The 12815-nt window shown below is 62.8% G+C and carries 13 protein-coding genes; 12 read left to right on the top strand and 1 reads right to left on the bottom strand.

Translation table 11 applies throughout. The annotated features are described in order from the left end of the window. Genes cobW through cobJ form a run of 6 tightly spaced genes read left to right on the top strand, consistent with a single transcriptional unit; the run spans position 1 to position 7580 of the window. Positions 1 to 1056 carry a cobalamin biosynthesis protein CobW gene (gene cobW, locus AC2FJV_RS10635; protein WP_142632900.1) on the top strand — a complete coding sequence of 352 codons (1056 nt, stop codon included), beginning with the start codon at positions 1 to 3 and terminating at the stop codon, positions 1054 to 1056. Between the two features lie 3 nt (positions 1057 to 1059). Further along, the gene (gene cobN, locus AC2FJV_RS10630) at positions 1060 to 4353 is read left to right on the top strand and encodes a cobaltochelatase subunit CobN (RefSeq protein ID WP_496713673.1); all 3294 of its coding nucleotides are present in this window, start codon (positions 1060 to 1062) and stop codon (positions 4351 to 4353) included. Continuing rightward, entirely contained in the window at positions 4350 to 5477 is a 1128-nt protein-coding gene (gene cobG / locus AC2FJV_RS10625) for a precorrin-3B synthase (RefSeq protein WP_496688599.1), read from the top strand. The genes cobN and cobG overlap by 4 nt, the downstream gene beginning before the upstream one ends. After that, positions 5477 to 6106 carry a precorrin-8X methylmutase gene (locus tag AC2FJV_RS10620; RefSeq protein ID WP_496713671.1) on the top strand — a complete coding sequence of 210 codons (630 nt, stop codon included), beginning with the start codon at positions 5477 to 5479 and terminating at the stop codon, positions 6104 to 6106. Before cobG ends, AC2FJV_RS10620 begins: the two co-directional genes overlap by 1 nt. Further along, a complete protein-coding gene (locus AC2FJV_RS10615; protein WP_496688603.1) occupies positions 6103 to 6831 on the top strand; it encodes a precorrin-2 C(20)-methyltransferase in 729 nt (242 codons plus the stop codon). Before AC2FJV_RS10620 ends, AC2FJV_RS10615 begins: the two co-directional genes overlap by 4 nt. Next, positions 6828 to 7580, top strand: a complete 753-nt coding sequence (cobJ, locus tag AC2FJV_RS10610; RefSeq protein WP_496713669.1) for a precorrin-3B C(17)-methyltransferase — start codon at positions 6828 to 6830, stop codon at positions 7578 to 7580. The genes AC2FJV_RS10615 and cobJ overlap by 4 nt, the downstream gene beginning before the upstream one ends. Here the strand turns inward: cobJ and AC2FJV_RS10605 are convergent. After that, complete coding sequence (locus AC2FJV_RS10605; RefSeq protein ID WP_496713667.1) at positions 7553 to 8302, bottom strand: cobalt-precorrin-6A reductase; 750 nt, start codon at positions 8300 to 8302, stop codon at positions 7553 to 7555. The genes cobJ and AC2FJV_RS10605 overlap by 28 nt on opposite strands. Here AC2FJV_RS10605 and cbiE point away from each other — a divergent pair. From cbiE to AC2FJV_RS10575, 6 genes are all read left to right on the top strand, one after another. Then, positions 8301 to 9500: a precorrin-6y C5,15-methyltransferase (decarboxylating) subunit CbiE gene (gene cbiE, locus AC2FJV_RS10600; RefSeq protein WP_281994383.1), complete on the top strand. Its 1200-nt coding sequence runs from the start codon at positions 8301 to 8303 to the stop codon at positions 9498 to 9500. The genes AC2FJV_RS10605 and cbiE overlap by 2 nt on opposite strands. Next, entirely contained in the window at positions 9497 to 9865 is a 369-nt protein-coding gene (locus tag AC2FJV_RS10595; RefSeq protein ID WP_271948085.1) for a cobalamin biosynthesis protein, read from the top strand. The genes cbiE and AC2FJV_RS10595 overlap by 4 nt, the downstream gene beginning before the upstream one ends. Further along, on the top strand, positions 9862 to 10656 hold the full coding sequence (gene cobM / locus AC2FJV_RS10590) for a precorrin-4 C(11)-methyltransferase (protein ID WP_271947964.1): 795 nt from the start codon (positions 9862 to 9864) through the stop codon (positions 10654 to 10656). The genes AC2FJV_RS10595 and cobM overlap by 4 nt, the downstream gene beginning before the upstream one ends. After that, positions 10643 to 11965 carry a cobyrinic acid a,c-diamide synthase CobB gene (locus AC2FJV_RS10585; protein ID WP_496713665.1) on the top strand — a complete coding sequence of 441 codons (1323 nt, stop codon included), beginning with the start codon at positions 10643 to 10645 and terminating at the stop codon, positions 11963 to 11965. The genes cobM and AC2FJV_RS10585 overlap by 14 nt, the downstream gene beginning before the upstream one ends. Continuing rightward, positions 11962 to 12690 carry a uroporphyrinogen-III C-methyltransferase gene (cobA, locus tag AC2FJV_RS10580; protein ID WP_142632880.1) on the top strand — a complete coding sequence of 243 codons (729 nt, stop codon included), beginning with the start codon at positions 11962 to 11964 and terminating at the stop codon, positions 12688 to 12690. The genes AC2FJV_RS10585 and cobA overlap by 4 nt, the downstream gene beginning before the upstream one ends. Then, a partial coding sequence (locus AC2FJV_RS10575; RefSeq protein ID WP_496713769.1) for an SAM-dependent methyltransferase occupies positions 12683 to 12815 on the top strand: 133 nt, incomplete at its 3' end. The genes cobA and AC2FJV_RS10575, both read left to right, overlap by 8 nt.

Genomic DNA, 12815 nt, shown 5'->3' with positions numbered 1-12815 from the left:
ATGAGCAATCTCGAAAAACTGCCCGTCACTGTGATCACCGGCTTTCTGGGCTCGGGAAAGACCACGCTGGTGCGTCATCTGATGCAGAACCCGCAGGGCAAGCGCCTGGCCATTGTGGTCAACGAGTTTGGAGATGTTGGCGTCGATGGCGATATCCTCAAATCCTGCGCGATCCCCGATTGCCCGGCGGAAAACATCATGGAATTGGCCAATGGATGCATCTGCTGCACCGTGGCAGATGATTTCATCCCGACCATCGAGGCGCTGATGGCGCTAGAGCCGCGCCCCGATCACATTCTGATCGAAACCTCTGGCTTGGCCCTGCCCAAGCCGCTGCTGAAAGCGTTCGACTGGCCGGATATCCGCTCGAAAATCACCGTGGATGGCGTAATTGCTCTGGCCGATGCCGAAGCTGTGGCCGCCGGTCGCTTTGCCCCGAATGTCGCTGCGGTGGATGCCCAGCGCCTGGCCGATGACTCGATTGATCACGAAACGCCGCTATCCGAGGTGTTCGAGGACCAGATCTCCTGCGCCGACATCATTCTGCTGACCAAGCCTGATCTTGCTGGCCCCGAGGGGGTCGCCAAGGCCAAGGAAATCATCGCGGCAGAGGCTCCGCGCCCGCTGCCCGTGGTCGAAGTGGCCGAAGGCGCTGTGGATGTACGTGTTGTGCTGGGGCTTGAGGCCGCTGCCGAAGATGACATGGAGGCACGTCCCAGCCATCACGATGGCCACCACGATCACGAGCATGATGATTTCGAAAGCATCATTGTCGAGCTGCCGGAACAGACCGATCCGGCCCAGCTGGTCGCCAATATCGAACGTCTGGCGAATGAACTGAACATCCTGCGGGTCAAAGGCTATGCCGCTGTTACCGGCAAACCCATGCGCCTTTTGGTGCAGGCAGTCGGGGCCCGTGTGCGTCATCAGTACGACCGCCCGTGGGAGCCAGGTGAAGAGCGTCGCTCGCGTCTGGTGGTCATCGCCGAGCATGACGACATCAAAGAGGCTGAAATCCGCGAAATCCTCGTGGGTGTGACCGAGGCTGCCGAGTAAACCATGCACGTCGTCTTCCGCGAAAGCCACGGGTTAGAGGAAACGGAGACCCCGACCGATCTGGGCCAGAGCCCGGCGGATCTGGTGGTGCTGTCCTTTTCCGACAGTGATCTTGGCGCTTTCGCGGCAGGCTGGCATCGTGGGGGTGGACCCGAAGGCCGGATGCCGACCCTGCGGCTGGCCAATCTAACGGCGCTGAAGCACCCGCTTTCTGTCGACACCTATGTCGAGCAGACGCTGGAGGGCGCCAAAGGCATTCTGATCCGCCTGATCGGTGGCGTGCCCTATTGGTCCTACGGATTGCAGCAGGTTCTGGCACTGGCCCACGCCAAAGGCATCGCTGTGGCAGTCCTGCCGGCGGATGGACGTGAAGATACGCGCCTGGATGACTATTCTACCCTGCCCGTTTCAACCCTGCGGCGGCTGGCGCATCTTTGCGACACAGGCGGTGAGGTCGCAGCGCAGGCTGCGCTGGCGCAAATGGCACTGGCCGCGGGGCTTTATTCTGGCCCAGTGATGGGGGCCAAGACGATCCCGGAATGTGGCGTATGGTGTCCGGATCGCGGTGTGATCCCGGCGGATACCGCATTCGCCGGTGATGCCAAGCGCATCCTCGTGACCTTCTATCGCGCCTATCTGACCTCGGCAGACACTGCCCCGGTCGCGGCCCTGATCCACCGTCTGCGTGCGCGTGGGTTTCAGGCTGTTGGCCTATTTGCGCCGTCGCTCAAAGCCCCTACCGCCGCTGACTGGCTGCGCGAACAGGTCGTAGCGCTGGCCCCCTCGGCAATCATCAACGCCACCTCCTTTTCGGGCAAAGGCGCCTCGGGAACGTCCCCGCTGGACGCCGCCAATGTGCCGGTATTTCAGGTCGCCTTGTCCACCGCACGCCGCAAGGCTTGGGTCGATGCGGAACGCGGGCTGTCCCCCGCCGACCTCGCAATGCATGTGGTCCTGCCCGAGGTGGATGGCCGCATTTCGGCGGGCATCGCTTCGTTCAAGGAACCGGGCAAGCGCGACCCGTATCTGGAATATTCCCGTTTTGCCCACCGCCCCGAGCCGGAACGGGTTGAGGCGATCATAGACCGGGTGGACGGCTGGCTGCGCCTAAGCGACAAACCCAAGCCAGATCAGGTTCCAGCGTTGGTGCTGTCGACTTATCCCGGCAAGGACTGGCAGATGGCCCATGCGGTTGGCCTGGATGCGTTGGCCTCGGCCGAGGCGATGCTGTCCGATCTGCAGGCTGAAGGCTATGATACAGCACCCGGCGAACCGATAGCCGAGACGCTTTTGGATGCGCGACTGGCTTGGCCGCTCGCGGCCTATCAGACCGCGCTGGCAGACTTGCCGGAACAGTTGCAAACGGATCTGCAATCCATTTGGGGCAAGCCTGAGGACGACCCGGTTTTTGCCGATGGTGCGTTCCACTTTACCGCCTTGAACCGGGGCAAGACACTGATCGCGCTGCAACCGGAACGCGGCACGCCCGAGCTGCGCGATGACGACTATCACGATCTTTCGCGCACCCCGCGCCACAGCTATGTTGCCTTCTATCTCTGGCTGCGTAAGGGGCATGGCGCGGACGCGCTGATCCATATCGGCGCGCATGGCACGCTGGAGTGGTTGCCTGGTAAATCCGTTGCTCTGTCGGCAAATTGCTGGCCCGAGGCGTTGGTCCGCGATCTGCCGGTGATCTACCCCTTTATCGTGAATGACCCCGGCGAGGCCGCACAGGCCAAACGCCGGATCGGGGCTGTCACGCTGGGCCATATCCCGCCCCCGATGCGCACAAGCGACACGCCGGACCGTATGGTGCGGCTGGAATCCCTGCTGGACGAATTCTCGAACGCCGACGGGCTGGACCCCAAACGCCGCGACCGACTACAAGAAGACATACGGGATGAGGCGCAGGCCATTGGTCTGGAAAGCGATCTGGGTCTGAATCAGGCAACCTGTACCGCCGAAGCGATCACCCGTATCGACCGATTTGTCTGCGACATCAAAGAAAGCCAGTTCGGCGACGGCTTGCACGTCTTTGGCCGCGTCCCCGAAGTGACCGGCAATTTTGATGCCACGCCTTCGGCGCATGCGGAACGTCAATCACTTTTGGACGCACTGGCCGGGAAACGGATCGAGGCTGGCCCGTCTGGCTCACCCTATCGCGGGCGCTCGGACGTGCTGCCGACAGGGCGAAATCTTTACACCACCGATCCGCGTTCGGTTCCAACACGCGCGGCCTATACCCAAGGTGTCAAACTGGCCGAGGAACTAGTGCGGCGGCATCTGCAGGAAGAAGGCGATTACCCCAAGGGGCTGATTGTCGACCTCTGGGGCTCGGCCACGATGCGCACTGCGGGTGAAGAATTCGCCATGGCGCTTCACCTGCTGGGTGTGAAACCGGTTTGGGACAAGGGGTCGGAGCGGGTTTCCGGTATCGAGGTGCTGCCAATCACTGATCTCAGCCGTCCACGGCTAGACGTGACCTTGCGTGTCTCGGGCCTGTTCCGCGATGTATTCCCGACGCTTTCTGCGCTGTATGGCCAGGCAGTGCGAGCATTGTGTGAACGGGACGAGGCAGCAGACTGGAACCCATATGCCGGGCAGGCACCGGCCGCCCGTGTCTATGGCCCCGCCCCCGGCAGCTATGGCCTGAACATGACGCAGCTATCCGAAATCTATACGGACGAAGCGCGCACACAGGCCGGTCAGGCTTGGCTGGATGCCAGTTCCTTTGCGCTTGAGGGCGAGCAAATTGCACGGGATGTCGATGGTATTACCCAACGCGTTGCCCACGCCGATAGCTTTGTTCACCTTCAGGACCTGACCGAAACCGATCTGCTGTTGGCCAATGACTATGCCACGCATGAGGCCGGTTTTGCCGCCGCCAAGAAAGTCACTGGCGGTACTGCGCAGCTGTACCATCTGGACAATACCAACCCAGACACCCCCCGCGCCCGAACCCTCTCTGAGGAAATCAGCCGCGTTGTCCACGCGCGCGCGGCTAATCCTGACTGGATCGCAGGAATGCAACGGCACGGATTCCGCGGCGCCGCCGAGATCGCGGCAACGCTGGATCATATGGCAAGCTTTGCCCATCTGTCGGGAACCGTTGCACCGCATCTGTTTGACATCTACCACGATGCCACACTGGGTAACGCCGAGGTTGATGCCTTTCTGCAAGAGAAGAACCCACAGGCGCATCAGGCCATGCAGGACCGGTTCCGTGCTCTGCTCGAGGCTGGCCTGTGGAACACGCGCCGAAACTCGATCCGAGCCGATCTGGAGGGGTTGGGATGAGTGCACCGATCGTTCAGGGCTGGTGCCCCGGCGCCCATCGCCCGATGATGTCGGGGGACGGGTTGGTCGTGCGGGTTCGGCCGCGGCTGGCGCGCCTTGAGGCAGCGCAGATGTTAGGCCTGTGCGAACTTGCCGACCGGTTCGGCAATGGCACCATTGACCTGACCATCCGCGCCAATCTGCAACTGCGCGGTGTGGCCGAGGCCGATCACCAACCTTTGCTGGAAGAACTCGCTGCGCTGAACCTTTTGGATGCGGAACCGGGTATCGAGGTGCGGCGCAATATTCTGGTGACACCGCTCTACCAATCCGGCGATCTTACCGCACGACTGACGCAGGAACTGATCGACCGGTTGGGCGAATTGCCGTCGCTACCAGCCAAGTTTGGGTTTGCCATCGACACCGGACCAAATCGCCTGTTGGTCGGGGATTCCGCGGATATCCGGCTGGAGACAGGCCCCGAGGGGCTGATCCTACGCGCTGATGGGGCCGAAACAGGGCGTCGCGTGACCGAAAAAATCGCCATCGACCACCTGATCGCGCTGGCCGAATGGTTCGCGGATCACCACACGCCCGAGGCCCGGCGCATGGCCCGCGTGGTTGCGACACAAGATTTGCCGTCAGAATGCCAAGGCAGCGCACCGGGTGATGTTGGCGCTCTGCCTGAGCCGGGCATCGTGGAACTGGGTGCGTTTTACGGAGCCGCGTTCGGTCAGTTGCCAGCGCGAGGGCTTGCGGGGCTGATTGAGACCTGCGGTGCCTCTGCGCTGCGGGTCACCCCTTGGCGGCTGTTCCTGATGGAAGGCGGGGCGGCGATACCCGCCCCAGCGTTCGTCACCGATGGCACCGACCCGCTGATGACCACTGACGCCTGCCCCGGCGCCCCGCTCTGCCCGCAGGCGCAGGTGGAGACCCGCGATATCGCCCGCGCGCTTGCCTCGCGTATTCCCGGCCACTTGCATGTCTCGGGCTGTGCCAAAGGATGCGCGCGCATGGGACCAGCTGATGTCACCCTGGTCGGCCACGATGGTCGATTTGATCTTGTCAAACAAGGCCGCGCGGGAGATGAGCCAAACCTGCGCGGGTTAAGCCCCGAAACACTTATGACCATGGACTTCTCCTGATGCCCTATGAATACGAAACCGACGGCGCGGCGATCTACAAACAAAGCTTTGCCACCATCCGGTCCGAGGCCGATCTGGCACGGTTCGACGCCGATGAGGAACAGGTCGCCGTTCGGATGATCCACGCGGCAGGTATGGTGGGGTTGGAAGAGTTCGTGCATTTCTCACCCGGTTTTGTGACCTCGGCCCGTGCCGCGGTGGAAGACGGCGCACCGATCCTGTGCGACGCCCGCATGGTCAGCGAGGGTGTCACCCGGTTCCGCCTGCCCGCCGATAACGAGGTGATCTGCACCCTGCACGACGAACGTGTGCGTCCGCTGGCTGCCGAGATAAGCAACACCCGGTCCGCCGCTGCGCTGGAGTTGTGGCGCCCGCATCTGCAAGGCGCCGTGGTGGCCATCGGTAATGCGCCCACCGCGCTGTTCCACCTGCTGAACATGCTGGAAGACCCCGACTGCCCGCGCCCTGCGGCCATCATCGGCTGCCCGGTGGGCTTTGTCGGTGCGGTCGAATCTAAAGACGCTCTGTGGGAGGCGCAGCCTGTGCCGTCCTGCATCGTCAAGGGCCGCCTCGGCGGCAGTGCCATCACAGTCGCAGCCATCAACGCCATCGCGAGCCGCGCCGAATGAACGCGGGCAAGATATACGGCGTGGGCCTCGGCCCAGGCGATCCGGACCTTATGAGCGTCCGGGCCGACCGCCTACTGCGCACTGCCCGCCACGTGGCCTTTTTCCGCAAACCGGGTCGCAGTGGTCAGGCCCGCAAGATCGTCAATGGCATGATCCCAGAAGGCGCGGTGGAATTCCCGATGGAATACCCCGTGACCACAGAAATTCCATTGAGTGATCCGCGGTACAATGAGCTGCTCTCGGCGTTTTATGAAGATTGTGCCGCGCATCTGAAGACACTGTCGGATCAGGGCGAAGACGTGGTGGTCCTGTGCGAGGGTGATCCGTTCTTCTACGGATCATTCATGCATCTTTACAATCGATTACGTAGCGAGGCTAAAGTTGAAGTCGTGCCTGCGATCACCGGTATGTCCGGCGCGTGGACCGCAACCGGCGACCCCATCACCTGGGGAGACGACGTATTGACCGTGCTGGTCGGCACATTGCCCGAAGACGATCTGGCCCACCGAATGGCCCAAACCGACGCGCTGGTGGTGATGAAGATCGGGCGCAATATCGACAAAGTGAAGCGGGCCCTGAAGACGGCCGGTTTGTATGACCGTGCTTGGATCGTGGAATACGCTCAGATGCCCAATCAACGCGTGTGCAAATTGTCGGAAAATTGCGAGGGGATCACTCCGTATTTCTCGATCATCATCGTTCACGGACAAGGGCGGCGGCCATGAGCGGTTGGGTCAAGATCGCAGGACTCGGGCCAGGAAACGAGGCTTTGGTGACGCCCGAAGTGACCGCTGCGCTGGCTGGGGCGACGGATGTCGTCGGCTACATTCCTTACGTCGCGCGCATCGCCGAACGCCCCGGCCTGACGCTGCATGCCAGCGACAACCGGGTTGAGATCGACCGCTCTCAGCATGCGTTGCAAATGGCGGCCGAAGGGAAGCGCGTAGTGGTCGTATCCTCGGGCGATCCGGGCGTATTTGCCATGGCAGCAGCGGTGTTCGAAGCGCTGGAAAACGGCCCCCGTGAATGGCGCGACCTACCGGTTGAAGTGCTGCCCGGGATCACTGCGATGCTTGCGGCCTCCGCCCGCGCTGGTGCCCCGCTGGGGCATGATTTCTGCACTATCAACCTGAGTGACAACCTCAAACCTTGGCCTCTGATTGAGAAGCGCCTGCGTCTGGCCGCGCAAGCGGATTTCGCGATGGCGTTTTACAACCCCCGCTCGAAATCCCGCCCCGAAGGCTTTGTCAAAACGCTGGAAATCCTGCGCGAAGAATGTGAACCCGAGCGGCTGATCCTGTTCGCCCGCGCTGTCAGCCGGGCGGATGAGGCAATCCGGATTTCGACATTGGTCGAGGCCACGCCTGATATGGCCGATATGCAGACCGTGGTGATCGTCGGCTCATCCTTAACCCGCGTGATAGAACGCGACGGTGATCCCATCGTCTATACGCCGAGGTTCACACCCGAATGAACCAGCCAGTCCAGAACCTGCGGAACGCTCGACAGTTCCAGCCGCTGCGGCAGGGCTGGACGGTCGATCATCAACACCGGTATGTCCAGCGCCCGCGCGGCGTCCAGCTTGGCGCGCGCGCCAGTACCGCCCGCGTTCTTGGATACCACCAGTTGCGTGCCGTGGCGCTGCATCAACGCCCGGTCATCAGCCTCGGCAAAGGGTCCGCGCGCCACGACAACCTCGCAATTCGGCAAGGGCAGGACATCGGGTTCATCCACCAGCCGCAACAGGTAATGGTTCTGGGGCTGGCTGACGAAATCTTCGAGATGCATGCGCCCGACCGCAAGAAACACGCGCTGCGGATTACCGGACAAAGCGGCCACCGCTGCGGCGATATCCGGGACGCGCAGCCAGGTGTCACCGGGCTGCGGTGCCCATTCGGGCCGTGTCAGCGCAACAAGTGGAATCTGCGCCGCATGGCAGGCCTCAATCGCGTTACGGCTCATCCCGGCAGCAAACGGGTGGGTCGCGTCGATAACGTGGCTTATGCTGTGGTCATGGATATATTTCACCAGCCCTTCGGCCCCACCGAACCCACCAACACGCACCGGCAGGGCTTGCGGGCGCGGGTTGTCCACGCGTCCTGCATAGGAGTAGGTCGCGGGAATACCCCGGTCGGCAATGGCTTTTGCCAGCGCGTTGGCCTCGGTCGTGCCGCCCAATATCAGGAGGTTGGACATGTCTGAAGCTCCGTGGCTGACCGTTTTGGGTTTGGGCGAAGATGGACTGGATGGCTTGCCCCCCGCAAGCCGTCAAGTGCTGGAACGCGCTGAAATCATCATGGGGCCACCGCGACACCTGTCCTTGGTTCCCGATTTCGGAGCCCAGCAGGTGGAATGGCCTGTGCCCTTTGCCGATGGTCTGCCGATCCTGACCGGTTTTCGCGGGCGATCAACCGTGGTTCTGGCCTCGGGTGATCCGTTCTGGTTCGGCGCCGGATCCGTGATCGCGCGGAATTTCGAAGCCGGGGAATGGGCCGCCCTACCCGGCCAATCCACTTTTTCGCTGGCCGCTGCGCGGTTGGGTTGGCCGCTGGAAAGCACGCAGACATTTGGTCTGCATGCAGCCCCGCTGACCCGCCTGCGCCCCCATCTGGCCCCCGGCCTGCGCGCGATTCTGCTATTGCGCGATGGCAAGGCCGTGACCGAGCTGGCCACCTATCTGACCGACACTGGTTTTGCCGACACACATCTGCACGTGATGGAGGCCTTGGGCGGCCCGCGTGAACGGGCGCGCAGTGTCTCGCTGACCGAGGCGCTGCTGGGTGGGTTCGATCACCCGGTATGCGTCGGGCTCGAGGTTGCTGGCGGCGGGCAGGCCTTGCCGCGCGCCTCTGGCAAGCCGGATGAGATTTTTGAGACCGATGGGCAGATAACCAAACGCCCTATCCGTGCGCTGACCCTATCGGCGCTGGCCCCGCAGCGGGACGAGCATCTGTGGGACATTGGCGGTGGCACCGGGTCAATCAGCATCGAATGGCTGATGTGTGATCCAACGCTCAGCGCCACAACGATCGAACCCCGCGAAGACCGCGCCGAGCGCATTCGCCGAAATGCCGACGCGCTGGGTCAAGACCGGCTGCAAGTCGTGCATGGCACAGCCCCGGATGCGCTGGACGGCCTGCCCCTACCCGATGTCGTGTTCATTGGCGGCGGGCTGAGCAGTGAGCTGTTGCAATGGCTGCATACAACCCTGCCCTCCGGCACGCGGCTGGTGGCCAACGCGGTGACGCTGGAGAGCGAAGCGCTGCTGGCGCAATGGCAGGATAAGCTGGGCGGTGAGCTGCTGCGGATCGAATTGGCACAGGCTTCGGCCCTGGGGCCACGGCGCGGTTGGAAATCGGCCTATCCGGTGGTGCAATGGAGCGTCACGTTATGATTGTCGCAGGCATCGGATTTTCCTCGACCGCTACGCTGGACAGCCTGCGCGCCGCCTATGATCAGGCGAGTGCCGGCCACGCTGTGGACGCGCTGGCCACAGTTGCCGACAAGGAAGGTCACGCCGCGCTGACAGATTTTGCCTCGACCATTGCCCTGCCGCTGCATTTCATTGCCCCCGCCGATCTGGCCGGGCAGCGCACCCTCACCTGCTCGACCCGCAGCCGCGCCACCTATGGCACCGGCAGCGTTGCCGAAGCGACCGCCCTTGCCGCCGCCGGACCTGGTGCGCGGCTGATCTCACCCCGACAGATTTCAGACGACCGGCTGGCCACCTGCGCCATCGCCATCGGAGGACAGACATGACCGTTCATTTCATTGGCGCCGGACCGGGCGCCGCCGACCTGCTGACCCTGCGCGGGCGCGATATCATCGCCGCTTGCCCGGTCTGCCTGTATGCGGGTTCGCTGGTGCCAGAGGAAATTCTGGACCATTGCCCCGACGACGCCAAGATCGTGAACACGGCGGCGATGGATCTGGACCAGATCATGGCCGAAATCGCAACCGCACATCAGGCCGGTCTGGATGTTGCGCGACTGCATTCCGGCGACCTGTCGGTCTGGTCCGCGATGGGCGAGCAGATCCGCCGCTTGAAAGAGCTGGGCATCCCGGTCAGCGTGACCCCTGGCGTGCCGTCTTTTGCCGCTGCGGCCGCATCACTGGGCACGGAACTGACCCTGCCCGGACTTGCGCAATCAGTGGTCCTGACCCGGACACCGGGACGCGCATCGTCGATGCCCGAGGGCGAGACGTTGGCGAATTTTGCCCGTACCGGGGCGACGCTGGCCATCCACCTGTCGATCGGCAATCTGGGTACGGTGATCGCCGATCTGACACCTGCCTATGGGGCCGACTGCCCAGTGGCCGTTGTCTATCGTGCCAGCTGGCCCGATGAGCGGATCATCCGTGCGACGCTGGCAACCCTAAAAGACGCGTTGGACGAGAGCATCTCGCGCACTGCGCTGATCATGGTTGGCCCGGCACTGGCTGGTGAAGGATTCGACGAAAGCTGCCTGTATTCAAAGGATTACGACCGCCGGTATCGCCCGCAAAGCGCGGACAGCCCTTGGTCAAGCTGGAGCCATGGTGATGACTAACCCTCCGGGTATTCTGATTTCGGCACCGTCTTCGGGGACTGGCAAGACCACCGTGATGCTGGGCCTGCTGCGTGCGCTGGCCGAGGATGGCCTGACCGTCCAACCATTCAAAAGCGGCCCTGACTATATCGACCCGGCCTTTCACCGGGCGGCGGCTGGGCGCGCCTCGTTCAATCTGGACAGCTGGGCGATGGGCGATCCTCTGCTGAACGCAATATCGGCACAGGCTGACGGCGCGGATATCGTCGTAGCCGAAGGATCGATGGGTCTGTTCGACGGTGTCGCCAAACCCGGTGAGATTGGCCATGGATCTAGCGCGGAAACTGCGCAGCGTATGGGCTGGCCTGTGGTGTTGGTTCTGGATGTCGGCGGTCAGGCGCAATCAGCTGCAGCCACGACGCTGGGGTTTCGGATGTACAACCCCGACCTGCCCTTTGCCGGGGTAATTTTGAACCGCTGCGCCAGCCCGCGTCACGAGCGTCTGACCCGGTTGGGTATGGAACGTGCAGGCCTGCCGGTTCTGGGCGTTCTGCCACGACGCGGAGACCTGACACTTCCCGAGCGGCACTTAGGTTTGATCCAGGCGGTGGAACATCCCGATCTGGAAAGCGCCATTGTCGGCTATGCTGCGTTCCTGCGTGAACATGTCGATCTGGAGGCGATCAAGCGGGCGGCTTCCTCAAGCCCAAATAGGCCATCGCCAGCCGTGCTACCCCGCCCTCCGGCGCAGCGGATCGCACTGGCGCGGGATGCTGCGTTTTCGTTCACCTATCCGCATTTGCTGGAAGGCTGGCGCACGGCGGGTGCAGAAATCCTACCGTTTTCACCGCTGGCGAATGAAGCCCCTGCCCCGGATGCCGATCTGGTCTGGCTGCCGGGTGGGTATCCCGAGTTGCACGCAGCCACATTGGCCGCCGCCAACACCTTCCAGACTGGGCTGCGCAAACATGCCGAGACAAGACCTGTGCATGGCGAATGCGGGGGCTACATGGCGCTGGGTCAGGCGTTGATCGACAAAGAGGGTGCCCGGCACGAAATGGCGGGCCTTCTGGGCCTTGTGACCTCCTATGAAAAGCGCAAGTTCAACCTGGGTTATCGCAAGGCGGAATTATTGGCCCCAATGGCCGGATTTGCCGAAGGCACAGCGCTACGCGGGCATGAGTTCCACTATTCCTCGATCATCGAACAGCCTGACGCCCCGCTGGCGCGCGTGTTCGACGCCGAAGGCGCGGAAGGCCCGCAAACCGGATCGGTGCGAAACAATGTCACCGGGACATTCTTTCATCTGATCGCCGAGGCCTCGGCATGAGTGGTTTTGTGTCCTTCATCGGTTCAGGCCCCGGCGACCCGGAATTGCTGACACTGAAGGCGGTAGACAGGATGCAGAAAGCCGATGCGGTGCTGTTTGATGACCTCAGCAGTGGCCCGATCCTGAGCCACGCGCGTGAGGATGCTGATCTGGTTGGTGTCGGCAAACGCGCCGGGCGCCCCTCGCCCAAGCAGGATCACGTCAGCCGCTTGTTGGTCGAATATGCACAAACCGGTCAGCATGTTGTGCGGCTGAAATCCGGTGATGGCGGCATGTTCGGCCGGCTTGAAGAAGAACTGGTGGCCCTGCAAGAGGCCGGGATCGACTATGAAATCATCCCCGGCATCCCCTCGGCGGTAGCGGCGGCGGCAGCGGCGGGCATTCCGCTGACCCGGCGACTGACCGCGCGGCGCGTGCAATTCGTCACCGGCCACGATGTCAGTGGCAAACTGCCCGAAGATCTGAACCTGGCAGCACTGGCTGATCCACAGGCTACGACCGTCGTGTTTATGGGCAAGCGCACCTTTCCCCTTTTGGTTGGCGCCCTGCATTCCCACGGCCTACCGCTGGACACACCTGCTTTGATGGCCGAGTCCGTCTCGACCCCCGAGCAAAAACTGCAACGCTCGACCATCGGTGCCTTGTCGCAGCAGTTGGAAACCGAGATCGGCACCGCCCCGGCCCTGATCCTGTATGGACCTCTGGCAGAGTTCGAAAATGATTGACCTGACGCTGATCGGTATTGGCACCGGCAACCCGGATCATGTGACATTTCAAGGGGCGCAGGCGATCCGCTCGGCGGACCTGATCCTGATCCCCCGCAAGGGCGAAAACAAGGCCGATCTGGCAG

This window comes from Ruegeria sp. CDSA241, assembly GCF_059611265.1.
The sequence above is the reverse complement of the archived record's forward strand: the minus strand, read 5'-3'. Positions and strand labels throughout refer to the sequence as shown.

Coding starts and splice junctions, on each gene's coding strand:
- AC2FJV_RS10595 (WP_271948085.1), top strand. CDS start 9,497: ATGATTGTCGCAGGCATCGGATTTTCCTCGACCGCTACGCTGGACAGC.
- cobA (WP_142632880.1), top strand. CDS start 11,962: ATGAGTGGTTTTGTGTCCTTCATCGGTTCAGGCCCCGGCGACCCGGAA.
- cobJ (WP_496713669.1), top strand. CDS start 6,828: ATGAGCGGTTGGGTCAAGATCGCAGGACTCGGGCCAGGAAACGAGGCT.
- cobW (WP_142632900.1), top strand. CDS start 1: ATGAGCAATCTCGAAAAACTGCCCGTCACTGTGATCACCGGCTTTCTG.
- AC2FJV_RS10615 (WP_496688603.1), top strand. CDS start 6,103: ATGAACGCGGGCAAGATATACGGCGTGGGCCTCGGCCCAGGCGATCCG.
- AC2FJV_RS10605 (WP_496713667.1), bottom strand. CDS start 8,302: ATGTCCAACCTCCTGATATTGGGCGGCACGACCGAGGCCAACGCGCTG.
- AC2FJV_RS10620 (WP_496713671.1), top strand. CDS start 5,477: ATGCCCTATGAATACGAAACCGACGGCGCGGCGATCTACAAACAAAGC.
- AC2FJV_RS10585 (WP_496713665.1), top strand. CDS start 10,643: ATGGTGATGACTAACCCTCCGGGTATTCTGATTTCGGCACCGTCTTCG.
- cobM (WP_271947964.1), top strand. CDS start 9,862: ATGACCGTTCATTTCATTGGCGCCGGACCGGGCGCCGCCGACCTGCTG.
- cbiE (WP_281994383.1), top strand. CDS start 8,301: ATGTCTGAAGCTCCGTGGCTGACCGTTTTGGGTTTGGGCGAAGATGGA.
- cobG (WP_496688599.1), top strand. CDS start 4,350: ATGAGTGCACCGATCGTTCAGGGCTGGTGCCCCGGCGCCCATCGCCCG.
- cobN (WP_496713673.1), top strand. CDS start 1,060: ATGCACGTCGTCTTCCGCGAAAGCCACGGGTTAGAGGAAACGGAGACC.